Raw genomic sequence first — 16,653 nt, 5'->3', positions numbered from 1 at the left:
GTTATTTCAATATTTGAATAGGAATGAAGTTGATCGAGAACCGGTCTCCTCTTCTAACATGTCGTTCTTTAAATCGTGAATTTTTTCTAGCCATTCAGTGGGCTTGACGTTGTTTAGATGTGCGTTGTAGTAACGTTCAGCCTGTATTCGGGCACTATCGTGAGTATCATTTAATTCATGTATAACCGGTAGGTATTTAAGCACTATTTCGTCAGCCTCAAGTCTTGAAATGCCGAAGTCGATTAGTTTCTCAACTATTAGGTTCTCAAAGCTAATTCGTCTCATACTCATGCTCAACCCACCCTTTCTTATTAGTATCATATGTTGAGGAACTGTATAGTAACAATGCTTCATTTAAATTATCGTCACAGAAAACGATCTGATTACCTAATTCTAAAGCATCCAGTTTCCTTCTTCTATAGTTTCGTGTGATCTTTTCATAAAACCATTCGTATTTATCTTCACCAGTTAAGGAGTAATCCAAACGCTCAAAATCCTCTAAAACAATATCCATCTTGTTGTCAGCCATTTGCCCCACAACAATTTCAGGGTGCTGCCCTACACCACAAGGACAATACCCACTGAGGCATTCGAGTCGATGGTCTATTATAAACTTAGTCCATTCTGGAGAAGTATGTCCCAGAAAAATAAGACTTCTTATTTCTTTAGGTAAATTCATTGGAATTATTTGGATTTTTAAAACAGCAGGATTAGAGTAAATATCTGGATCTTTCATAGCCGCTTTAAATGCCCAATCTTTTGCTTGTTTTTCACTTATTGTGGTATAAAATCCTGCTCCGAAATCTCTGTCAGTTGGACGCCAAAACGACTTATCTAGAATTCGTCTCTCGAATCCTTTAATGCATTTAGAGACTGTCCCATGATATACGTATTGCGGTAAGAAGAACTGACCAGATAGCTCATTATTCATTTAGTCATCTCCATCTACTAAATTATTCCTTTTACTGAGTATAGCATATAGTCTATTTATGCGAGAATATTTCGAATATCTTTCCGACCGGTAGATGCGACGACGTCGTCGTTTTTCCGAATTGCTCATAGCCTAGCCAGCTACGCGCTTATACGCGTTTTTTTCCGCGGTAATTGTCGATAAGTCTGCAAAAGTTGCGATAATTCACTCGATGTTACCGCGTTAACGCAGAATAATTGCGCGATTACTGCGTTGATTGTGCGGTTTTTACACGTTATTACGCTGTTAAATGACTGTCTTATTTTGGACCGAGACATGCCGAATTTACCGATGTTATACTCGATTAGCGCTAACTTACCCGCGCTAGCTACATAAACTTACAACATCACGGAGGGTGACAGATGGCAGGACGAACAAGTCACGATAGGGAATTTAAGCAAGAAATGGCGAAACGATTAGCGGCTGGTGAGTCGGTTAGTGCATTATCTAAGGAGACCGGAGTATCCGAGTCTACGATTCGCGGTTGGAAGAACATCGAAATAGAACAAAACGCATTCTATGAGGACAAAGGTCTTAAACTTAAAGACGAAGAACTGAGATATAGGATTCTAAAAGAAGAAAACAATGCCCGTATATTGGCTATAGTTGAGCAGTTGTTGAAACAAGTTAGCAGGTGATTTGGGGAGATGTCTAAAACTTCTAAAAAGAAGAGCGGTTTAAAAATGGGGAAATTTGAATTGACAGAAGATGCTAAAGGATTTACAACCCGACTTTGCGTGTTCACTGAGTATAGCCCGACGAAAGTATCAAAGGCATTCAATATTCCCGAAGCTACGACGAGATACCGGGTTAATAAATATAAGAATGACTTGGACACAGGTCTTAAAGAATTGGCTGTGTATATTGAGATTTTTCCCATCGAAATCAGAGAAATATTACTAAGATGTATCGAAAATGACATCCGAGAAAGATTCAAAATTTAAGTCAAAAATTACATTCTAAAATTGACCGCTAACCTTCAACGGGCTGGCGGTCTTTTCTTCGTTTATATTCGCTTAAACATCGCAGTATCACGGCTATAGTGCGTTCTGCTGCCAGTCTTAACGTTCCGGACGCGCACGTAATCGGCCGTATACCGATCGATATATCCGCGTTCGACTTCGACGTAGACGCCTGCCGGATCCTCCTCCCAAACGGAAATGAGCGCTTCCGATAGGGCGACCGCGAAGAAATGGACGTCTTGATAAAGTTGGCGTAATTCGCGTCCTGTACTCATGGCGTTATATACTATTCCTCAGTCAAAAATACATAGTCAGAGGTGCTATAGGATTTATTATTGATTTCAATAAAATCTGAAAGTGGAGATCCACCAGTAATTAGTCCTGTAGCTATGTGATTTTGTAAGTCATCAACGGAAGCGACATAAATAGTTGTGTTAGTACTCCGACAAAGCTCCAAATCTTCATGTGTTTTAATTTGATCAGGTATTTTTCTCATTAATACTCCCCCTAGTTTTTATCCTCTATGTATTCAATAAGGTCGCCAGGTAGTACGTTAAGTCCGCGACAGAGACCTTCTAACGTATCGTAATCAATCCTCTTAGTAGCGTTGGCTGCTAATGAAGTGATTGTATTGCGGCTTACTCCGGTCAATTTGACAACGTCTTTATTACTAAGATTGCGTTCTTGCATTATATCCCCAAGCCTACAGCGAATAGACATAAAAATTCCTCCAAATATTTTAGCACAACATGTTGACATCCGAACAGAGGTAGTTTAAGATAGAACCATCAGCACAACATGTTGACATATTGAAATGTTGACTACTTATATTCTAATACGTTCATGTTATCAAATTGGTTCAGTTAATTCAATTAGGAGGAATATATTTTGCAAACTACAATCGAAATTTCCCACGAATCGAACGCACCATCCCTCGTTACCTGCTTGTATCCGGTAGGCTACCGCTATTCCCGCCGTATCGACCGTTTCATCCTCGTATGGAAGCCGGAGAGCAAGCGCAAGCAAGAAATCGACGTTCCTATCCGTGTTCTCGCGCTCACATTGCCGGAAACATTCGCGAGTATTTGCGCAGGTTACACGGCCGGCTGCGTTGAGGTGACGGAATCGGAATTACGCGATTTAGGCTTTTACGTGGAGGTGACGCATAATGCAGGCAACGTTTAACAACGAGCTTTCACGTTCTCACCGCACATCATCCCGCCGGACAAGCCGGAAGACTCAGCGTTATCTAATCCGCGGCCTAGCGTGGTTTATCGCAATGATAATTAAGGAGGTGCTGGCATGAGGGAGACAACCGAGGTCGTTTCGCTTTGGGACGGTGGAACAATTATCGTGCGCCATATCCCAATAATGCCGGGTGTTGAACTTCAAGTTTACGATGAGGTGGAGAGCGTGCTTGTTATCGGCAAACACGCTGAGGTACAGCTTGATTGGAGCGAGGAAACGCGGCAGCTCTTTAAACGTCGATTAGAGGGAGTTAGTGCGGGGGATTTACTTGCATTTTTAGTCGCGCGCTCAAACCCTGGGTTTAAAGTAAAGGAGGCGCTGGCATAGTGCTCTGTCCGATGATGGCGGCCGCGCGAACGGCTGATGACCGGAGGACAAGAATCGGTAATTGACCCGCATAGGTCGTAGGTAAAACGCTTGACCACGTACCTTATCGGCGGCAACCGGTTAGGATCGCCATGCGTGGAATCGGTCGCGGCTGCTAACGTGACCACCGTCCGTATCTCTTCCGCTCCAACGGTAGAGAATCGCTATGCGGACGCTGTACTAATCGTCTGGACGGCGCCAAACGTTCAGGCGATCGATTTACAACGCGGTATGAGAGGCGCCAAACTCTCCCGGAATGTATCGCGTAATTTTCGCTAACAGGCTGAGCGGAAAGGCAATTGCGTGGATGGAGGCGGCAACCTTCGTCCGCTTTTGTTTACCTATGATACGAACTGACGTTCCGATTGGTTTCGGATTTTTTTAAAAAAAAGAGTCAATTTTGTGCGGATGGCACTTGAGTGTAGTTAAAAAATAGTAGGAGGATAAATTTACTCTCAGGTAAGGTGTGTTGAAGTGGGGGGGCGAAGGGAACATTTTTATAAGGGAGGAGTGTGGAAAACATAAACTTCGTACGTCGAGGTTAGTGTGCGTGGAAAAATTTCGCCGTCACGATGTACGGAATGGACTTCAAGACGGTCTGAGTATGTGAGGGGGAATTTCGAATTTGATTGTACGGTTCAATGGTTTTTCGTAACAATACTTGGAGACAAGAGTGTACAGTATACCCAATTGCGGTGTCCTAATGTACGAGGGTGAAAATAAATTTGCGGAAAATCGGCGAAAGGGGGGTTCTAAGAGAACATATGTAGTAGATGGGTGTGCAAGCGTTGTGGTCAGTGTAGACAATATGATATCAGCAAATAGGAAGAGAGAAAGGAATTTTAAGATTTGATGTACGGTATTGAATCGGCATACGTCCTAATTAATGAGGGGGAATATCGGTGACAGTGGGTAGGGTTTGCGAAGTGACCGTAGATAATACATTGGGAACAACAATATCTGATAGGGAGATGATGGACAATGTCAGTAGCAGCAACTAAACGGGTATTCCTTGCGGACTTGGAGTCAATTGAAAGAAGGTTGGGAGAGATCGAACTAAGTGAGAAGCAGAACGCACTCGAACGGGGGATGATGCTCAAACACGTACGCGATAACGATCTTACTCACGGCCAGTGGCTCCGGTGGCTTGAATCGGTTAGGGGAACGGACGGCCCAACGTTGTATCCAAGCGTATGAGCAATTCGGAAATACGACGCAGGCGTCGGGTTTATCGATATCTACGCTGTTCGAACTCATCCAGTTACCTGACGAGATTGACCGGTCGACATTCCTCGGAAGAACGCAACCAATTCCGTCAATCGGGGCAAGGAAGTTCGTCTCCGAGATGTCGCGAACGGAGGTCAGGGAGGTAGTGCGTGCGGTTAGGGAGGGTCCGCACTACTATTCAAGCTTGTAAACAAGGCTTATGAAGCGTACTCATCGGGAAGATTCTTCGCAAGCTAAAAGAGCGGTATACAGGCGGCTGATTCGGAATTACAGCGCGGAAAAAGTGGACACATTCCTATAAGAGTATCTTATAGAGTTATGTCCGGTTTTTCACGGGAGAGCTGCCTGCGGGGAAGAGCGCCCCTTGTCACGAATCCGAGGAAAACGGCCTCGTATCCGAATCAACGATAACCTATCATCGCGTCTTCACTTATAGAGATATCGCGGACTAATCTGTATCGATATTCTAGACGCGAATGGGTTCCTCGCGGATAGGGCAACGACCGAAGGGAGGCGGCAGCATATCTTAAGTTCACGCTGATTCATTGTGAATCTACGAGTACAGACGTTATCAACGAAACGAAACGGAGGAGATCGGATGGAAACACGGATTGACATTGCGATGAACAACGAAGTTATGGACGGATTTAAATCGCTGCTCTTAGCTCGCGACCACTCAGTTAGTGACGGAGACATCGCATTCGCAGGCGGAATGGTTGCGGCATGGAACGCGACCGAAAATATGGACGGACCTATCGTCTTCGCGGCGGAGTGTGGGTTCGGAAAGTCGACGCTACTAGAAATCTACCTGCGCCACATGACCTTTAATGACCCGCATTTCGGGGCGATCGTAGTCAAGCAGAAGAAAGACGAAGTCGAGGCGCTGACAAACGCCATAAATCGGAACCCGGACGCTGACGGACGCGAAGGTATACGGTATCGGCGAGCGTTTGCGATCCGCGGCTACGATCCGCTAGCTATGACTTACAAATCCTACAGCCGCCAGTTTAGCCGGCAAGCGTACTATCCTGTTATTGTCATGACTGCGGAGATGTTTGCGCGCCAGTCTACAATGCGACTGCTCGACCGGTTCTCATCTTTTTATGACCGTGATGAGCAGCGACGGCCGCGCAGATTACTAGTTATTGATGAGCGTCCCGTTCTGACGCGAACTCACTCCATGTCCGTGGATGACGTGAACCAGTTGATCGAGGATGTTCGGGAAATCACGCATGTATCGAAGCACAGGGATGCGGCCGCTAACTATCGGGAGTTTCTCGGCTGTGCACAGCGGCTCCGTGCGGAATTAGAAGCGTGTGACGGACGGGGGCGAATTGAGCCGATCGATTTCGAATACTTCCTGCCGGACGACCTGCGCCGGCTATGGTCGGATAGTTATGACGGGGACCGATACGACGCACTAGCAACGTTTGAGAGTACCGTTCGATTCGGAGGGGCCGTCCACTTGCGGCGCGGTGTTGATCCGGTAATAACGGTATCACATCGGATTTATTACGAGTGGACCGCCTATCGGCCATTTATCTTGGATGCTACCGCCGCGACTGATCCGTATTACGCTGCCGGCAACTTTACCGTAATTGAGTCGCCAACTCCGCACTCTTACGGGAATGTACAGTTCTACGTCTGCAATGGTGAGAATCTATCGAAATCATTCTTCGAGTCACATCCGCAATCATTTGAAGAAGCTGCCGCGATGGTAAAGGAAATATCGGCCAAACACAGTAAGACGATGGTTGTCTTCTATAAGGAGCATTTGCCGCAGCTCGAAAGTTACCTTTCGGATGAGATCGAGACAGGAACAGTCTTAACGAAGCACTTCGATAGTGGGCGCGCGACTAATGATTTCAAAGACTGTGACGCTGCGGTGTTCCTTGGGTGGCTTCTAAAGGGAGAAACTTATTACCCACAGGTCGCCAGTGCTATCTATGACGAGCTTCTGTCTTACGACTCTTATACCGATGTTTCTGGTGTTCATTACAGAGATGAACGGGTCGAGTCATTTAAGCTAGGGGAAATCGTCACTGAGCGCATTCAGGACGTACACCGGATTAGACCGCGAGCAAGTACATATCCGGTTAGTGTGTACTTATTCCATCGTGACGAAGAAATTATCCGGAAGATAATCGGCAGTTTTCCCGGATCAAGTCAACGAGAGTTCATTCCACAACGCAGGCTTTCCGGACGCTTGACGCACGCTGATAATCTTATCGATTTCCTTAAGGTGATGGAGAGAGGTAGCAGGGTCAAGTCGAAAGAGATATACGAAACAATCGGCATGTCGCAACGGCAGTTTTCAAGGATACAGGAGGACCCGCGCGTGATTGCTGCGATGAGGGAAAGTGGGGTAGAGAAGGAAAGGACGTTTTATATCAAACGAGCTCAATAAAATACTAAGGAGGAAATTAAATGGAAGCAGCTAAACAATTAACTCAACGAGATACAACGGTTTCGGAAATTAAGGTGATTACAACTCCGATCGATCAGTATGTTTATAATCGGTTCGATGAGCATTTTCGGTCCTTCCATAGTATCGAGTTGCTCGCCGCAGTCCGCTCAGCTCTACCTAACACACGTAAGCGGTATTACGGGGAATACGCTAAAACTCCATTACCTCACCGAATGCGGGCTGTTATTGACGTCCTGCCTCTTGCGTACGGGCACACCACCGACGGGAAACCGTCTCAAAACGAGATCCATGTGGTTGAGTTGCTGACCGACTTTCTACTTGCGGATGATCTAGCTGACGGCTATTTGCTGCGTGACCGATTTCGCGAGGAAACGGATGAGAATAGCCTTGAACATCCTCCGTTGGGTGGGGCAGCACGTGCATATCAAGAAATGGAGATGAATCTACTCACTCCAGCGTTATTAGAAAGACGGAAAGTATGCGAATGCTGCTTGAGTTATTTCATTGACACTAGCCCAGCCAGAAACGCCAAGCGCTGCGGCCCTCGTTGTACACGATGGTCCGAGATGCTTCGAATACGTCGTCATAGAAATGATGGTGATGATCGAAAAAAGCGTGACCGCAAGCGACAGCAATTCGAGTACCCATTCTATAGCCCGTATGAACTGGAACACGTCAATCAGTTTCCAGAGCGTTGTTATACCGATGATAGTATTGATCGGAAGATTCGAGCTAAGAGCAACGGAGGACGGAAGAAGCCGCAAGGGGTAACGATGGACAGTAAACAAGTATCAACGCATTTTAAACCTTATCGTCCATCAGAAATAGGTGAGAGCGGTGCTGTAACCACTAAAAAGAGAAGTCCAGAAGTAGTGGAGAGGTACCTGCGGATGAAGTATGGGGATAGCTTAAATACCCCGTACATAAGCACATAGTAATGAGAAAGGGAACAAACGTTCCCGAATGTTTATTTTGGCCTTATTGCGTTAAATCAAATTTATTAGGAGGTTTGCAATTATGAACGGAATAGCGGTAAGAGGAATCCGGATTATGCTCGGGATGACACAAGCGGAATTTGCCGATAAGTTGCGCATCAGTCAGTCGCATATATCCGATGTAGAGAACGGGCGACGGGGTGTAACGAGTAATCTACGTGTTAAGATTGCGCAGACATTCGGTACCGGTGAGGATATTATACAGGCGATCGAGCGAGCGAAAGAATCCGAAAGACTGGCGCTGTAATTAGCGTCTTTATTTTTTGTTCCAAAACTTTAACGATTCACCGCATTAATCCAATGTCGTACAGGCGGACATTAAACGCTAGGGCAACACGCAGGAAAATTCTCGGCAAACTGCTAAAGCCACCGATAGGATGACGAACGATGAGTAACAACGCATTATGGCGCATGGATGGCGATAACCTGGCAGCCTACACGGAAGACCTCGAAGTCATGCGCAAGATCCACCGAAGCTATCCCGACTTTTCGTTAATGGCAACATACGAGAAGGACGGAGTAATCTACGCTAGACAATACCGTATTCCATCGAAACGAAAGCGATCGGCGCGCCATTTGCTCGGCGTCAATGTTCAGCAAACGTAAAATCACGGCGAAATGGACGCGTAGAAGTCCGGAGGTATAAACACCTTGCCGGGCTATTTGTCGTCCGGAAATCAAGCGAAGTCAGCGTAAAGCGTACCGAATATGCTCGATTTTAGCGGAAGGTGAGGTGGAACATGAATGACAAACAAGTCGATGCAAAACATTACTGCCCTTATTTTCGAAGCGATTGCGGCTGCGTTTTGCTTCAAGCGATGAATAAGGCGGATATTCGTTGCAAGGTTTGGCGCGGCGAGGAAAGTATCCGCTGCAGGTTCTTAGACACTCAAGTTGCAAAAAGGGGATGAAGGAAGGTGAAAACGATGCACGTCGACCACAAAACGTGGGAGGAAGGCGGAATCCGATACGAAATCACGAAAATCTACGCTCCTAACGACCTGTTAAAACCGGTCCACGAACTCGAACGCAACTATCCTGTGCGGTTCATGACCGTCGTGGAGGGCGCAATCCAATCGGTAATGTTCGGTTACACGATCGCGGAAAAGCTGGCGAAGAAGTACCGCGCTAAAGTTATAACGATGAGCTCGAATGTGCCGAACGTGGCCGAGCAGGTTATGGGGGTGATGGCTGCGCATGAATGACGTTAAGGTGATTGAGATTGAGCCGTGCGAGTACGGTCATAAGCTGCGTATTACCTTGCGAAATGAGAAGACCAACCAAGAATACGAGATGGTTTTCGGAGACTCGATAAGTGAACAGATTATCCGGAGAAATGCGCCGATGCTCGTGAATAAACAACACCTAAAACGGACCATTCAACATTAGTTTTGTGTAAATCAATAAAAATAATAGTTATAAAAAGGGGACATGAAGAATGAGACACGCAAGCGAGCTTAAACAAAAAGATTTAGTGGGCAAGTCTATACTACAGAGTTCATTTCAGGCATCTGGACAAGAAGAAGTGAATGAGTTTTTCGACAGTAATCCCGACTGTTACCACTATGCGCAGTCTTTTGTTACAAAAAGAGATTCTCTAACAGGTGAAATTACCATTACAGGTATAACCGTTCAATACTGGAAGGTCAGTTAATCTACAAAAACTCGAGAGCTGTCTTCGGACGGCTCTTTTTATTTTATTTTATTTTATTCGGAGGTGCTACGGTTGATAGATTTACAAAAGGCTTGCCAACTAACGATCCAAGCCGCGGAGCTGTACGAGTTGTTAATAAAACGAAAGCCTGCGGCAGAAGAATACGCAAGGTTACGCAAAGAGTACGACGACGTGGATATATGCGGATTATTGCCAGCAGTTTATGCACTGCGCAGTTACAAGTACGAGAGTCGCGGATGGCGGCGACAAAGAGAGCGCATCTTCAAGAAATCTGAGCGGTATAAAGCCTATTGCGCGGAGGTCGGTAAACGATGATTGAATTACTTGCGAAGTTGCGCCTAGTAGACGATATGTCGTCGAAATTAAAACGCATAACCGGCGGACTCGGCTCGTTTAGCGGAAAGGTTATCGGCGCATCCGCTGCGATTGCTGGGTTGGGCGCCGGCTTAACAGCCGCAGCAGTAGCGGCCAACTCGCTTGGCAAAGCGATGGATTTCGAGGCGCAAATGTCATCGATTGCGGCGTTAACAGGCGCGACCAATAAAGAGATGGCGCAGATGCAGGCGCTCGCTCTCAAAATGGGCGCGAATACGAAGTACAATGCGCTGGAAGCTGCGCAAGGTATCGAAGAATTGCTCAAGGCGGGATTATCGCCAGCAACCGTTCAGGCGGGCGGACTAGAGGCGGCGCTTAACCTTGCGACTGCTGGCGGATTGGATCTCGCTTCGGCCGCGGAAATTATGTCGACCGCGCTTAACGCATTCCAGGAAGACGGGATGACGGCGGCACAGGCGGCGGACATACTCGCGGGAACGGCGAACGCATCGGCCACATCCGTTGAGGAATTGCGCTATTCCCTTTCGATGACGTCGGCAGTAGCGGCTGGTCTTGGCATGAACTTCGAAGATACGAACGTTGCGCTGGGCTTATTCGCAAACCGCGGTCTTAAGGGATCGGATGCCGGTACGTCTTTGAAAACGATGCTTCAAACGCTGCAGCCGGTGACGGACGAGCAAATCGAATTATTCCGCGCACTTGGACTCGTGACGGAGGACGGATCTAACCAATTCTTCGACGCGGCCGGCAACATCAAATCGTTGAACGAAATCGCAGGAACCTTGCGTAAATCTATGGCGAAGCTGACGAATCAAGAGCGACAGCATGCGCTTAAACTCATGTTCGGTACGGATGCGGTACGTGCAGCTACGATTCTCTTTAAGGAAGGCGCAGAGGGTGTAGATAAGTTCCGCGATGAAATGTCGAAGGTTACGGCGCTTGATGTTGCGCGTAAGAAGATGGACAACGCGTCCGGTGCGGTCGAGCAGTTTAGAGGCGCGCTCGAGACGTTGCAAATATCGGGAATGACTCCGCTATTGCCGATCATTAAAGACATGGCGAATGCGGCTGCGGATTTCATCGAGAAGTATAGTCCGCAAATCGTGGCGGGCATGCAGTCGATGGTTGATAAGGCGAAAGCTTACGTAAAGAAGAATTTTATCGATAATCCGGAGTGGCAGCGATTGACGACATTGGAACAGAAGATTGAATTTACGTTCGATAAGTTTGGCGAGTTGTTCAATAACTGGTGGAACGCTGGCGGAAAGACAAAAGTAACAGCAGCCGCCGAAAAGATTACGAGCGTCATCGCTAGTGTACTAGGAAATTCCCAACCACTCATTAACGCTGCAATTAAGTTAGGGGTAGGTATAGCGGATGGTGTACGTAAGGGAATTATGGACTCGCTGAAACTTCCGGAAGAGCTGCTCAATCTGGTACCAGGCGGAAATACTGCGCAGACTAAACGGTTGATTGAGTTTAACCAGAAAATGAGCGATACAGACAACAATACGCCTATGTTTGGCGGTGAGGCCGTCATGCAGGCGCCGCAACCTAAGTCGCTATGGGATTCGGTAACGGGCGTCTTCAAAGGACATAATGGCGGACTGGATCGCGTTCCATATTCGGGTTACAACGCCACTCTCCACGCCGGTGAGGCCGTCCTAACACGAGAAGAAGCTAAACGCTGGCGCGGAGATAGTGGCGCTAATGGTGGCGGAAAGACTGCGCCTAATATTATCATCCACAACGTTAATGTTAATAACGAGACAGATTACAAAAATTTTGTAGGCGCCCTTGTGCGTGATCTAGCTCTGTAAGGAGGCATGAGGACTTGACGCAAATAATCGAAGGCGGCGCAGTTAGTCAGCTTAAAGCACTGATAAAGGCGATCGGGTACAACAAAAATGTCGATATCGAGTTCGCGACGGTTCTTTCGCCTCTACCGGACATCCGAATAAAAATTGATAATATGCCAGTCGAGTTGGACGCGGATGACGTTGTAGTTTGCGAGCACCTACGCGATCATAAGCGCGAGGTAGCGATCAATGGCGGGGAAATCGTAGAGATGACGGTTATGTCTCCAATCAAGGCCGGCGACCGCGTTGCTATAGCTATGTATGCGGACAATCAGGGTTATCTCGTGTTAGACCGGATTTAATTACATGCGGAAACATGGCGTTTAACACTGCGCTGTGGTTCCGCTATTTTTTTTTGTGCGTGTAAACTTGTGGAAATACTTACGAAAAGTAAGCTATAAAGAGATAACGCAATGTCTGGCGAAGATTTAGCGAGTATATTCCCGAGATAAACGGTTACGCTGCTTTACATATAGTCGGATTTTCGCTAACATAACGAGACGACGGACAAAGACGGAATACGGCCGAAAATGAGCGTATTCACAGAACGGTGATACCGACTATGGGCGACTAATGACGCGGTATTTCAGCGATTAATAAGTTGTGGAAAACGGTGAATTTGCGTAGCTTTTTTCGATGTCCATTTGTGTCTAAATTAGCGCAATCCGAAATCGATAATAGATACAAATTATCCGCATAGTGACGCGCATAATAGACGGAGATTACGTTTCGGATTACTTCGGATTTGGTCCATTTTTCCCGCCGCGAGCTTTTGGCGGACGTCCCCTCCGAAATTTTTCGTAATTTTATGCGACGATTTAACGCGCTAAAGTTCATGCAAAATTGCGTAAATATGCACGTGAATACGCGTTGCATACTCGGTGAGAATCCGCCTATTTTACGCTGCATAAATTACCAGTTAAAATCGGACGAAAACGCCGGGAAGCCGCATGGTTGTGCGTTTTATACACCTTATGCAAATGGAAATGTATATTCATTGCATAACGATGTTTTATACTGCCCGATAAGAACCGCATAGTGGCGCGGTTTTCCGGCTGTGACATATGTTCAAAATCCGTGTTTTGTGTACATGTCTATGCATAAACGATGTATATTGTAATGATTACAAATAAGCAATCGAGATGCATAAAACTCAGTCCTTCACCGCAGTGAAGTGTAATATCGGATAGGGGCGGGGGTATCACCGGAGCCGCGCCGAAATCTGGTGCCCGAGAAATCCGCGTATCAAAAATAACGTTTGACTTTTCGGAGTCCAACGCAAACATAGGCGTAAACTTATATACATTGGCATTGCGCAAATAGCTTCCGTTAGGGTATAATCCGATCAACGAGATTATGCGCTATAGAGGCGCGTGATTAACATGTACATTCGGAGATTATCAATCCCGTTCATTCGTGATAAACGTTGATCTGACGCGGTTTTAGCTGAGCGCAAGCCATACGCCAGATTCACCATCCACAATCCGAACGCCACCGTAACGTGCGGCTGCGGTTCGTCATTCCGTACGGCAACGGATGCGGGCAAACCGAACGAAGAGCCTTGCTAATAAGGACTCTCAAGAGGGTTAAGCCTGAGTCCAACAGTGAAAGACCTCTCCAGACAATCTTGTCGGGGAGGTCTTTTTTGCGTTATCGGGAACACCCGCTATAGACATAAGAACCCGAAAAAGCAGCCAACTCCGCGATAAGAAGAGGCTGCTTTTTGGGGTTCTTCATAGTTCAGACCGGGAAGAAGAAGGTATCGTTCAGCATCAGCACGATCATGCCGGCGGCCACAAGCGAAAATATGATACAGCCCGCTCCGAGTCCTCTGCGCTTATCCTTGATGAACTTGAAGCCCATGGCAAAGATAAGAACGGTTACGGCTGCAAGTGCAATCGACATGCCGACAATGGCGATCCAGTATAAAACTTCAAACAATGCTGCCAAGGTGACAAAGCCTCCTTTATCGTTATCCAAGGTGATGGATTTATTACGGACAAAGCTCTGTTCTTACTATACGATAGATCACAGCATTTGCAAAGGGAGGCTCCCGTGAGGCAGCAAGAACCTCAATTATTAGGCATACCATCACGGACAATCATCCAAGACAAAGAGCGGATTGGGGAATAGGATAACGTATGTCATGAATAAAAGGAGGCGAAAGCAGCATGGCGGGAAGACAACTGGCCAGCAAGTGGTTGAAGACGGAAGCGCTGCTGACCGATCCGCAGGTTGCTCCCTACATTCCGGCTACCCAGTCGTATGGAGGGGATACCCTGGCCTCAATGCTGGCCGAACACGAAATGGTCGTGATCAAGCCGATTGTAGGAACCGGTGGTAACGGAGTCATCCGAATACAGAAAGACGGAACGGGATACTTGGTAACTCATAAGAGGCGTACTGTTCATGTAGATACATTGAATTCCCTGTTATACGTACTGGGCAGAATAAGACTGAGACGGAGCTACATGATACAGCAGGGGATTCATTTGGCTAAAATTCAGGGACGTCCGCTGGATTACCGTATAAAGGTAGTCAAGGATCGAGGAAGATGGAAATTCCGGGCCATGCTGGGGCGACTCGCGAACCCAGGGCTTTTTGTGACGAATATTTGTAAAGGGGGGACGCTGCTTCGTTGTGGTCATGCACTCCGGCTGTCACTGCCCCATATTAATGCGAGGGAAAAGCGCAATGAAATGCGTCAAGTAACCAGACAGTGCATAGGAATCCTGGAATCCCGTTTTCCAGGGATCGGCGAACTGGGATTTGATTACGGATTAGACAATGAGGGCAAGATTTGGATTTTGGAGGTTAATACAAGACCAAGCTGAATTTTTGTTTAATATTCCCAAATGTAGCCGTTTATATGATTTTTTAATAGGGTAATAAAAAAATAACGATAATCTACCGATATTATAATTGATCAATTTTTTTTATAGTAGATTTCCCCAATATCCTGTGTATAACATTTATCCCCATAATCCACTTTGATATGACCCTGTTTTTTACACTTACCAACAAATTATACACAGGATTTCCACAAGAGGTTGTGGATAAGCGAACAGTTGTTCCGTTTTGGTATGTCTGATATGATAGATTCAGGAAATTTGAGGAAGGGGTGTGAGAGGGATGGCTATGTTGACGGATGAGATGCTTCTCGATTCCTATCATATGGCTATTGAGTTGAAGTTGGAGCGAGAGTTCATCACTCTACTGCTAGCCGAGATTCATAAACGGAACTTGGACACCGATTCCGGCAGCATCCTGCATTAATCAGATTTTTCGTATATAGAATAGATAACTTACGACATGATACGTATATAATGTGGGAGCTTTCAACCAAGTTCTACATATGGTTTGAAGAATAGAAAAGGTATCTTCGATTCCGGGGTGGTGCATACCCCCTCGGAATGAAGATACCTTTTTTTCTATGAATATAGATGTATATGAAGTTAAAATCCGAGCTGTCCTTACAATTTCATGTTACTGCTGTGGCCCGGAGCCAATCTGGCCTCAGGATCGAAGTAAACCTTGGCATTGTTTACGGCGGTTGGTGCTTCGCCAAATCCAACAGCGATCAGTTTGACCTTGCCCGGATAGGTGGTGATGTCGCCGGCTGCAAAAATACCCGGGATACTTGTTTCCATACGGGAATCCACCACAATGGAGTTGCTTTCGATGGCGATGCCCCATTCGGAGATCGGACCGAGGGAGGACACAAACCCGAAATTGACAATGACATCGTCCACTTCAATCTCTTGCGTCTCTTTGGTCTTAATATGTGAAAGCGTAACCTTCGTAATGGTATCATCACCATGCAATTCGGTGATCTCTGTTGGCGTAATGATGTTCACCTTCGATGCCATCAGCTGTTCAACACTATGCTCATGGGCACGGAATTTGTCACGGCGATGAACCAGTGTAACCTGCTCGGCGATCGGCTCGATCATGAGCGCCCAGTCTACCGCAGAGTCGCCGCCGCCGCTGATGAGAACCTTCTTACCTTTAAAGCGGCTGAGGTCGTTGACGAAATAATGAAGGTTGGACTTTTCGTATGCTTCTGCTCCTTCAATCTCCAGTCGACGGGGTTGGAACGCTCCTACACCGGCTGTAATGATGACAGCTTTGGCGTGGTGTTCACCCAGATTCGTTTTTACGACAAAATGACGTTCTTCGAGTTTTTCCACAGCCTGTACTTTCTCTTCAAGACGAATGTCCGTTTTAAAGAGCTCCATTTGGGCAGACAGATTGTTCACAAGCTCTTGAGCGGTTACTTTCGGAAAGCCTGCTACGTCATAAATATATTTCTCAGGATACAGCGCAGCCAATTGGCCTCCAAGCTGAGGCATGCTCTCGATAAGTTTTACCGAAGCTTGGCGCATTCCGCCGTAAAAAGCAGCAAACATACCTGCAGGTCCGCCACCGATAATCAAAAGATCCGTCATATTGCTGTCTTGTGGCATCGTTGTCATGCGGTAAGCACCTCCATAAAATGAGTTTATATTCGAATCAGACAGACGTTCTTGTCCGGATAAAGCTGATTCATGAATTCCTTACCTATTATAATCGTCCCGAACCGGCATG

The 16,653-nt window shown here is 46.6% G+C and carries 25 protein-coding genes and 1 pseudogene; 19 read left to right on the top strand and 7 right to left on the bottom strand.

Annotated elements, in window-relative coordinates; genetic code table 11:
• Positions 1-6: 6 nt before the first annotated feature.
• A complete protein-coding gene (locus J7E85_RS11805) occupies positions 7-291 on the bottom strand; it encodes a hypothetical protein (protein WP_215158012.1) in 285 nt (94 codons plus the stop codon).
• A complete protein-coding gene (locus J7E85_RS11800; protein WP_215158009.1) occupies positions 272-931 on the bottom strand; it encodes a DUF3990 domain-containing protein in 660 nt (219 codons plus the stop codon). Before J7E85_RS11800 ends, J7E85_RS11805 begins: the two co-directional genes overlap by 20 nt.
• Positions 932-1,332: 401 nt before the next feature.
• On the opposite strand from J7E85_RS11800, the gene J7E85_RS11795 reads away from it, so the two are divergent.
• Both J7E85_RS11795 and J7E85_RS11790 read left to right on the top strand, forming a co-directional pair.
• Positions 1,333-1,608, top strand: a complete 276-nt coding sequence (locus J7E85_RS11795; protein WP_215158007.1) for a transposase — start codon at positions 1,333-1,335, stop codon at positions 1,606-1,608.
• 9 nt (positions 1,609-1,617) lie between these two features.
• Complete coding sequence (locus J7E85_RS11790) at positions 1,618-1,914, top strand: hypothetical protein (protein ID WP_215157999.1); 297 nt, start codon at positions 1,618-1,620, stop codon at positions 1,912-1,914.
• A 62-nt stretch (positions 1,915-1,976) separates the two neighbouring features.
• Here J7E85_RS11790 and J7E85_RS11785 read toward each other — a convergent pair whose 3' ends face one another.
• The 3 genes from J7E85_RS11785 to J7E85_RS11775 are packed head-to-tail and all read right to left on the bottom strand — an operon-like array spanning position 1,977 to position 2,652.
• Complete coding sequence (locus J7E85_RS11785) at positions 1,977-2,207, bottom strand: hypothetical protein (protein WP_215157998.1); 231 nt, start codon at positions 2,205-2,207, stop codon at positions 1,977-1,979.
• A gap of 11 nt (positions 2,208-2,218) precedes the next feature.
• A complete protein-coding gene (locus J7E85_RS11780; protein ID WP_215157996.1) occupies positions 2,219-2,428 on the bottom strand; it encodes a hypothetical protein in 210 nt (69 codons plus the stop codon).
• Positions 2,429-2,439: 11 nt separating this feature from the next.
• The gene (locus J7E85_RS11775) at positions 2,440-2,652 is read right to left on the bottom strand and encodes a helix-turn-helix domain-containing protein (RefSeq protein WP_215157994.1); all 213 of its coding nucleotides are present in this window, start codon (positions 2,650-2,652) and stop codon (positions 2,440-2,442) included.
• A gap of 168 nt (positions 2,653-2,820) precedes the next feature.
• On the opposite strand from J7E85_RS11775, the gene J7E85_RS11770 reads away from it, so the two are divergent.
• The 15 genes and pseudogenes from J7E85_RS11770 to J7E85_RS34010 form a co-directional block, all read left to right on the top strand.
• Positions 2,821-3,117, top strand: coding sequence for a hypothetical protein (locus J7E85_RS11770; protein ID WP_215157992.1), 297 nt, complete (start codon positions 2,821-2,823; stop codon positions 3,115-3,117).
• A 117-nt stretch (positions 3,118-3,234) separates the two neighbouring features.
• Entirely contained in the window at positions 3,235-3,507 is a 273-nt protein-coding gene (locus J7E85_RS11765; RefSeq protein WP_215157991.1) for a hypothetical protein, read from the top strand.
• Positions 3,508-3,597: 90 nt separating this feature from the next.
• Complete coding sequence (locus J7E85_RS11760) at positions 3,598-3,825, top strand: hypothetical protein (protein WP_215157989.1); 228 nt, start codon at positions 3,598-3,600, stop codon at positions 3,823-3,825.
• A 702-nt stretch (positions 3,826-4,527) separates the two neighbouring features.
• Positions 4,528-4,743, top strand: coding sequence for a hypothetical protein (locus tag J7E85_RS11755; protein WP_215157987.1), 216 nt, complete (start codon positions 4,528-4,530; stop codon positions 4,741-4,743).
• A 628-nt stretch (positions 4,744-5,371) separates the two neighbouring features.
• Positions 5,372-7,180 (top strand): hypothetical protein, encoded by a 1,809-nt coding sequence (locus J7E85_RS11750; protein ID WP_215157985.1) that lies wholly within the window; start codon positions 5,372-5,374, stop codon positions 7,178-7,180.
• Positions 7,181-7,200: 20 nt separating this feature from the next.
• The gene (locus tag J7E85_RS11745; protein ID WP_215157983.1) at positions 7,201-8,136 is read left to right on the top strand and encodes a hypothetical protein; all 936 of its coding nucleotides are present in this window, start codon (positions 7,201-7,203) and stop codon (positions 8,134-8,136) included.
• 82 nt (positions 8,137-8,218) lie between these two features.
• The gene (locus tag J7E85_RS11740; RefSeq protein WP_215157981.1) at positions 8,219-8,443 is read left to right on the top strand and encodes a helix-turn-helix domain-containing protein; all 225 of its coding nucleotides are present in this window, start codon (positions 8,219-8,221) and stop codon (positions 8,441-8,443) included.
• A gap of 140 nt (positions 8,444-8,583) precedes the next feature.
• The gene (locus J7E85_RS11735; RefSeq protein WP_215157979.1) at positions 8,584-8,802 is read left to right on the top strand and encodes a hypothetical protein; all 219 of its coding nucleotides are present in this window, start codon (positions 8,584-8,586) and stop codon (positions 8,800-8,802) included.
• Positions 8,803-8,936: 134 nt separating this feature from the next.
• Positions 8,937-9,107, top strand: a complete 171-nt coding sequence (locus J7E85_RS11730; protein ID WP_215157977.1) for a hypothetical protein — start codon at positions 8,937-8,939, stop codon at positions 9,105-9,107.
• 6 nt (positions 9,108-9,113) lie between these two features.
• The gene (locus tag J7E85_RS11725) at positions 9,114-9,401 is read left to right on the top strand and encodes a hypothetical protein (protein WP_215157976.1); all 288 of its coding nucleotides are present in this window, start codon (positions 9,114-9,116) and stop codon (positions 9,399-9,401) included.
• On the top strand, positions 9,394-9,585 hold the full coding sequence (locus J7E85_RS11720) for a hypothetical protein (protein ID WP_215157974.1): 192 nt from the start codon (positions 9,394-9,396) through the stop codon (positions 9,583-9,585). The genes J7E85_RS11725 and J7E85_RS11720 overlap by 8 nt, the downstream gene beginning before the upstream one ends.
• A gap of 49 nt (positions 9,586-9,634) precedes the next feature.
• Positions 9,635-9,850, top strand: coding sequence for a hypothetical protein (locus J7E85_RS11715; RefSeq protein WP_215157972.1), 216 nt, complete (start codon positions 9,635-9,637; stop codon positions 9,848-9,850).
• Between the two features lie 332 nt (positions 9,851-10,182).
• Positions 10,183-12,027, top strand: a complete 1,845-nt coding sequence (locus J7E85_RS11710) for a phage tail tape measure protein (protein WP_215157970.1) — start codon at positions 10,183-10,185, stop codon at positions 12,025-12,027.
• Between the two features lie 14 nt (positions 12,028-12,041).
• Positions 12,042-12,368 carry a DUF2577 family protein gene (locus J7E85_RS11705; RefSeq protein WP_215157969.1) on the top strand — a complete coding sequence of 109 codons (327 nt, stop codon included), beginning with the start codon at positions 12,042-12,044 and terminating at the stop codon, positions 12,366-12,368.
• Between the two features lie 1,167 nt (positions 12,369-13,535).
• Positions 13,536-13,634 (top strand): annotated as a pseudogene (locus tag J7E85_RS34010) (iron-sulfur cluster assembly accessory protein); the annotation flags it as partial.
• A 172-nt stretch (positions 13,635-13,806) separates the two neighbouring features.
• Here the strand turns inward: J7E85_RS34010 and J7E85_RS11700 are convergent.
• Entirely contained in the window at positions 13,807-14,016 is a 210-nt protein-coding gene (locus J7E85_RS11700; protein WP_076324839.1) for a hypothetical protein, read from the bottom strand.
• Positions 14,017-14,237: 221 nt separating this feature from the next.
• Between J7E85_RS11700 and J7E85_RS11695 the strand changes: the two genes are divergently transcribed.
• Both J7E85_RS11695 and sda read left to right on the top strand, forming a co-directional pair.
• The gene (locus tag J7E85_RS11695) at positions 14,238-14,900 is read left to right on the top strand and encodes a YheC/YheD family protein (RefSeq protein WP_215157967.1); all 663 of its coding nucleotides are present in this window, start codon (positions 14,238-14,240) and stop codon (positions 14,898-14,900) included.
• A 298-nt stretch (positions 14,901-15,198) separates the two neighbouring features.
• Positions 15,199-15,342: a sporulation histidine kinase inhibitor Sda gene (gene sda / locus J7E85_RS11690; RefSeq protein WP_098748866.1), complete on the top strand. Its 144-nt coding sequence runs from the start codon at positions 15,199-15,201 to the stop codon at positions 15,340-15,342.
• 197 nt (positions 15,343-15,539) lie between these two features.
• Here the strand turns inward: sda and J7E85_RS11685 are convergent, their stop codons facing one another.
• Positions 15,540-16,541: an NAD(P)/FAD-dependent oxidoreductase gene (locus tag J7E85_RS11685; RefSeq protein WP_285228812.1), complete on the bottom strand. Its 1,002-nt coding sequence runs from the start codon at positions 16,539-16,541 to the stop codon at positions 15,540-15,542.
• Positions 16,542-16,653: the final 112 nt, after the last annotated feature.

It is taken from the genome of Paenibacillus sp. ISL-20 (assembly GCF_018613005.1).
Lineage (GTDB): Bacteria > Bacillota > Bacilli > Paenibacillales > Paenibacillaceae > Paenibacillus_AQ.
Note: the sequence above shows the minus strand (reverse complement) of the source record. Positions and strands in the feature narration are given on the sequence as shown.

What these genes read in the sequence shown, in the direction of transcription:
- J7E85_RS11805 (WP_215158012.1), bottom strand. Translation starts at nt 291, where the DNA reads ATGAGTATGAGACGAATTAGCTTTGAGAACCTAATAGTTGAGAAACTA.
- J7E85_RS11800 (WP_215158009.1), bottom strand. Translation starts at nt 931, where the DNA reads ATGAATAATGAGCTATCTGGTCAGTTCTTCTTACCGCAATACGTATAT.
- J7E85_RS11795 (WP_215158007.1), top strand. Translation starts at nt 1,333, where the DNA reads ATGGCAGGACGAACAAGTCACGATAGGGAATTTAAGCAAGAAATGGCG.
- J7E85_RS11790 (WP_215157999.1), top strand. Translation starts at nt 1,618, where the DNA reads ATGTCTAAAACTTCTAAAAAGAAGAGCGGTTTAAAAATGGGGAAATTT.
- J7E85_RS11785 (WP_215157998.1), bottom strand. Translation starts at nt 2,207, where the DNA reads ATGAGTACAGGACGCGAATTACGCCAACTTTATCAAGACGTCCATTTC.
- J7E85_RS11780 (WP_215157996.1), bottom strand. Translation starts at nt 2,428, where the DNA reads ATGAGAAAAATACCTGATCAAATTAAAACACATGAAGATTTGGAGCTT.
- J7E85_RS11775 (WP_215157994.1), bottom strand. Translation starts at nt 2,652, where the DNA reads ATGTCTATTCGCTGTAGGCTTGGGGATATAATGCAAGAACGCAATCTT.
- J7E85_RS11765 (WP_215157991.1), top strand. Translation starts at nt 3,235, where the DNA reads ATGAGGGAGACAACCGAGGTCGTTTCGCTTTGGGACGGTGGAACAATT.
- J7E85_RS11755 (WP_215157987.1), top strand. Translation starts at nt 4,528, where the DNA reads ATGTCAGTAGCAGCAACTAAACGGGTATTCCTTGCGGACTTGGAGTCA.
- J7E85_RS11750 (WP_215157985.1), top strand. Translation starts at nt 5,372, where the DNA reads ATGGAAACACGGATTGACATTGCGATGAACAACGAAGTTATGGACGGA.
- J7E85_RS11745 (WP_215157983.1), top strand. Translation starts at nt 7,201, where the DNA reads ATGGAAGCAGCTAAACAATTAACTCAACGAGATACAACGGTTTCGGAA.
- J7E85_RS11740 (WP_215157981.1), top strand. Translation starts at nt 8,219, where the DNA reads ATGAACGGAATAGCGGTAAGAGGAATCCGGATTATGCTCGGGATGACA.
- J7E85_RS11735 (WP_215157979.1), top strand. Translation starts at nt 8,584, where the DNA reads ATGAGTAACAACGCATTATGGCGCATGGATGGCGATAACCTGGCAGCC.
- J7E85_RS11730 (WP_215157977.1), top strand. Translation starts at nt 8,937, where the DNA reads ATGAATGACAAACAAGTCGATGCAAAACATTACTGCCCTTATTTTCGA.
- J7E85_RS11720 (WP_215157974.1), top strand. Translation starts at nt 9,394, where the DNA reads ATGAATGACGTTAAGGTGATTGAGATTGAGCCGTGCGAGTACGGTCAT.
- J7E85_RS11715 (WP_215157972.1), top strand. Translation starts at nt 9,635, where the DNA reads ATGAGACACGCAAGCGAGCTTAAACAAAAAGATTTAGTGGGCAAGTCT.
- J7E85_RS11710 (WP_215157970.1), top strand. Translation starts at nt 10,183, where the DNA reads ATGATTGAATTACTTGCGAAGTTGCGCCTAGTAGACGATATGTCGTCG.
- J7E85_RS11695 (WP_215157967.1), top strand. Translation starts at nt 14,238, where the DNA reads ATGGCGGGAAGACAACTGGCCAGCAAGTGGTTGAAGACGGAAGCGCTG.
- sda (WP_098748866.1), top strand. Translation starts at nt 15,199, where the DNA reads ATGGCTATGTTGACGGATGAGATGCTTCTCGATTCCTATCATATGGCT.
- J7E85_RS11685 (WP_285228812.1), bottom strand. Translation starts at nt 16,541, where the DNA reads ATGACAACGATGCCACAAGACAGCAATATGACGGATCTTTTGATTATC.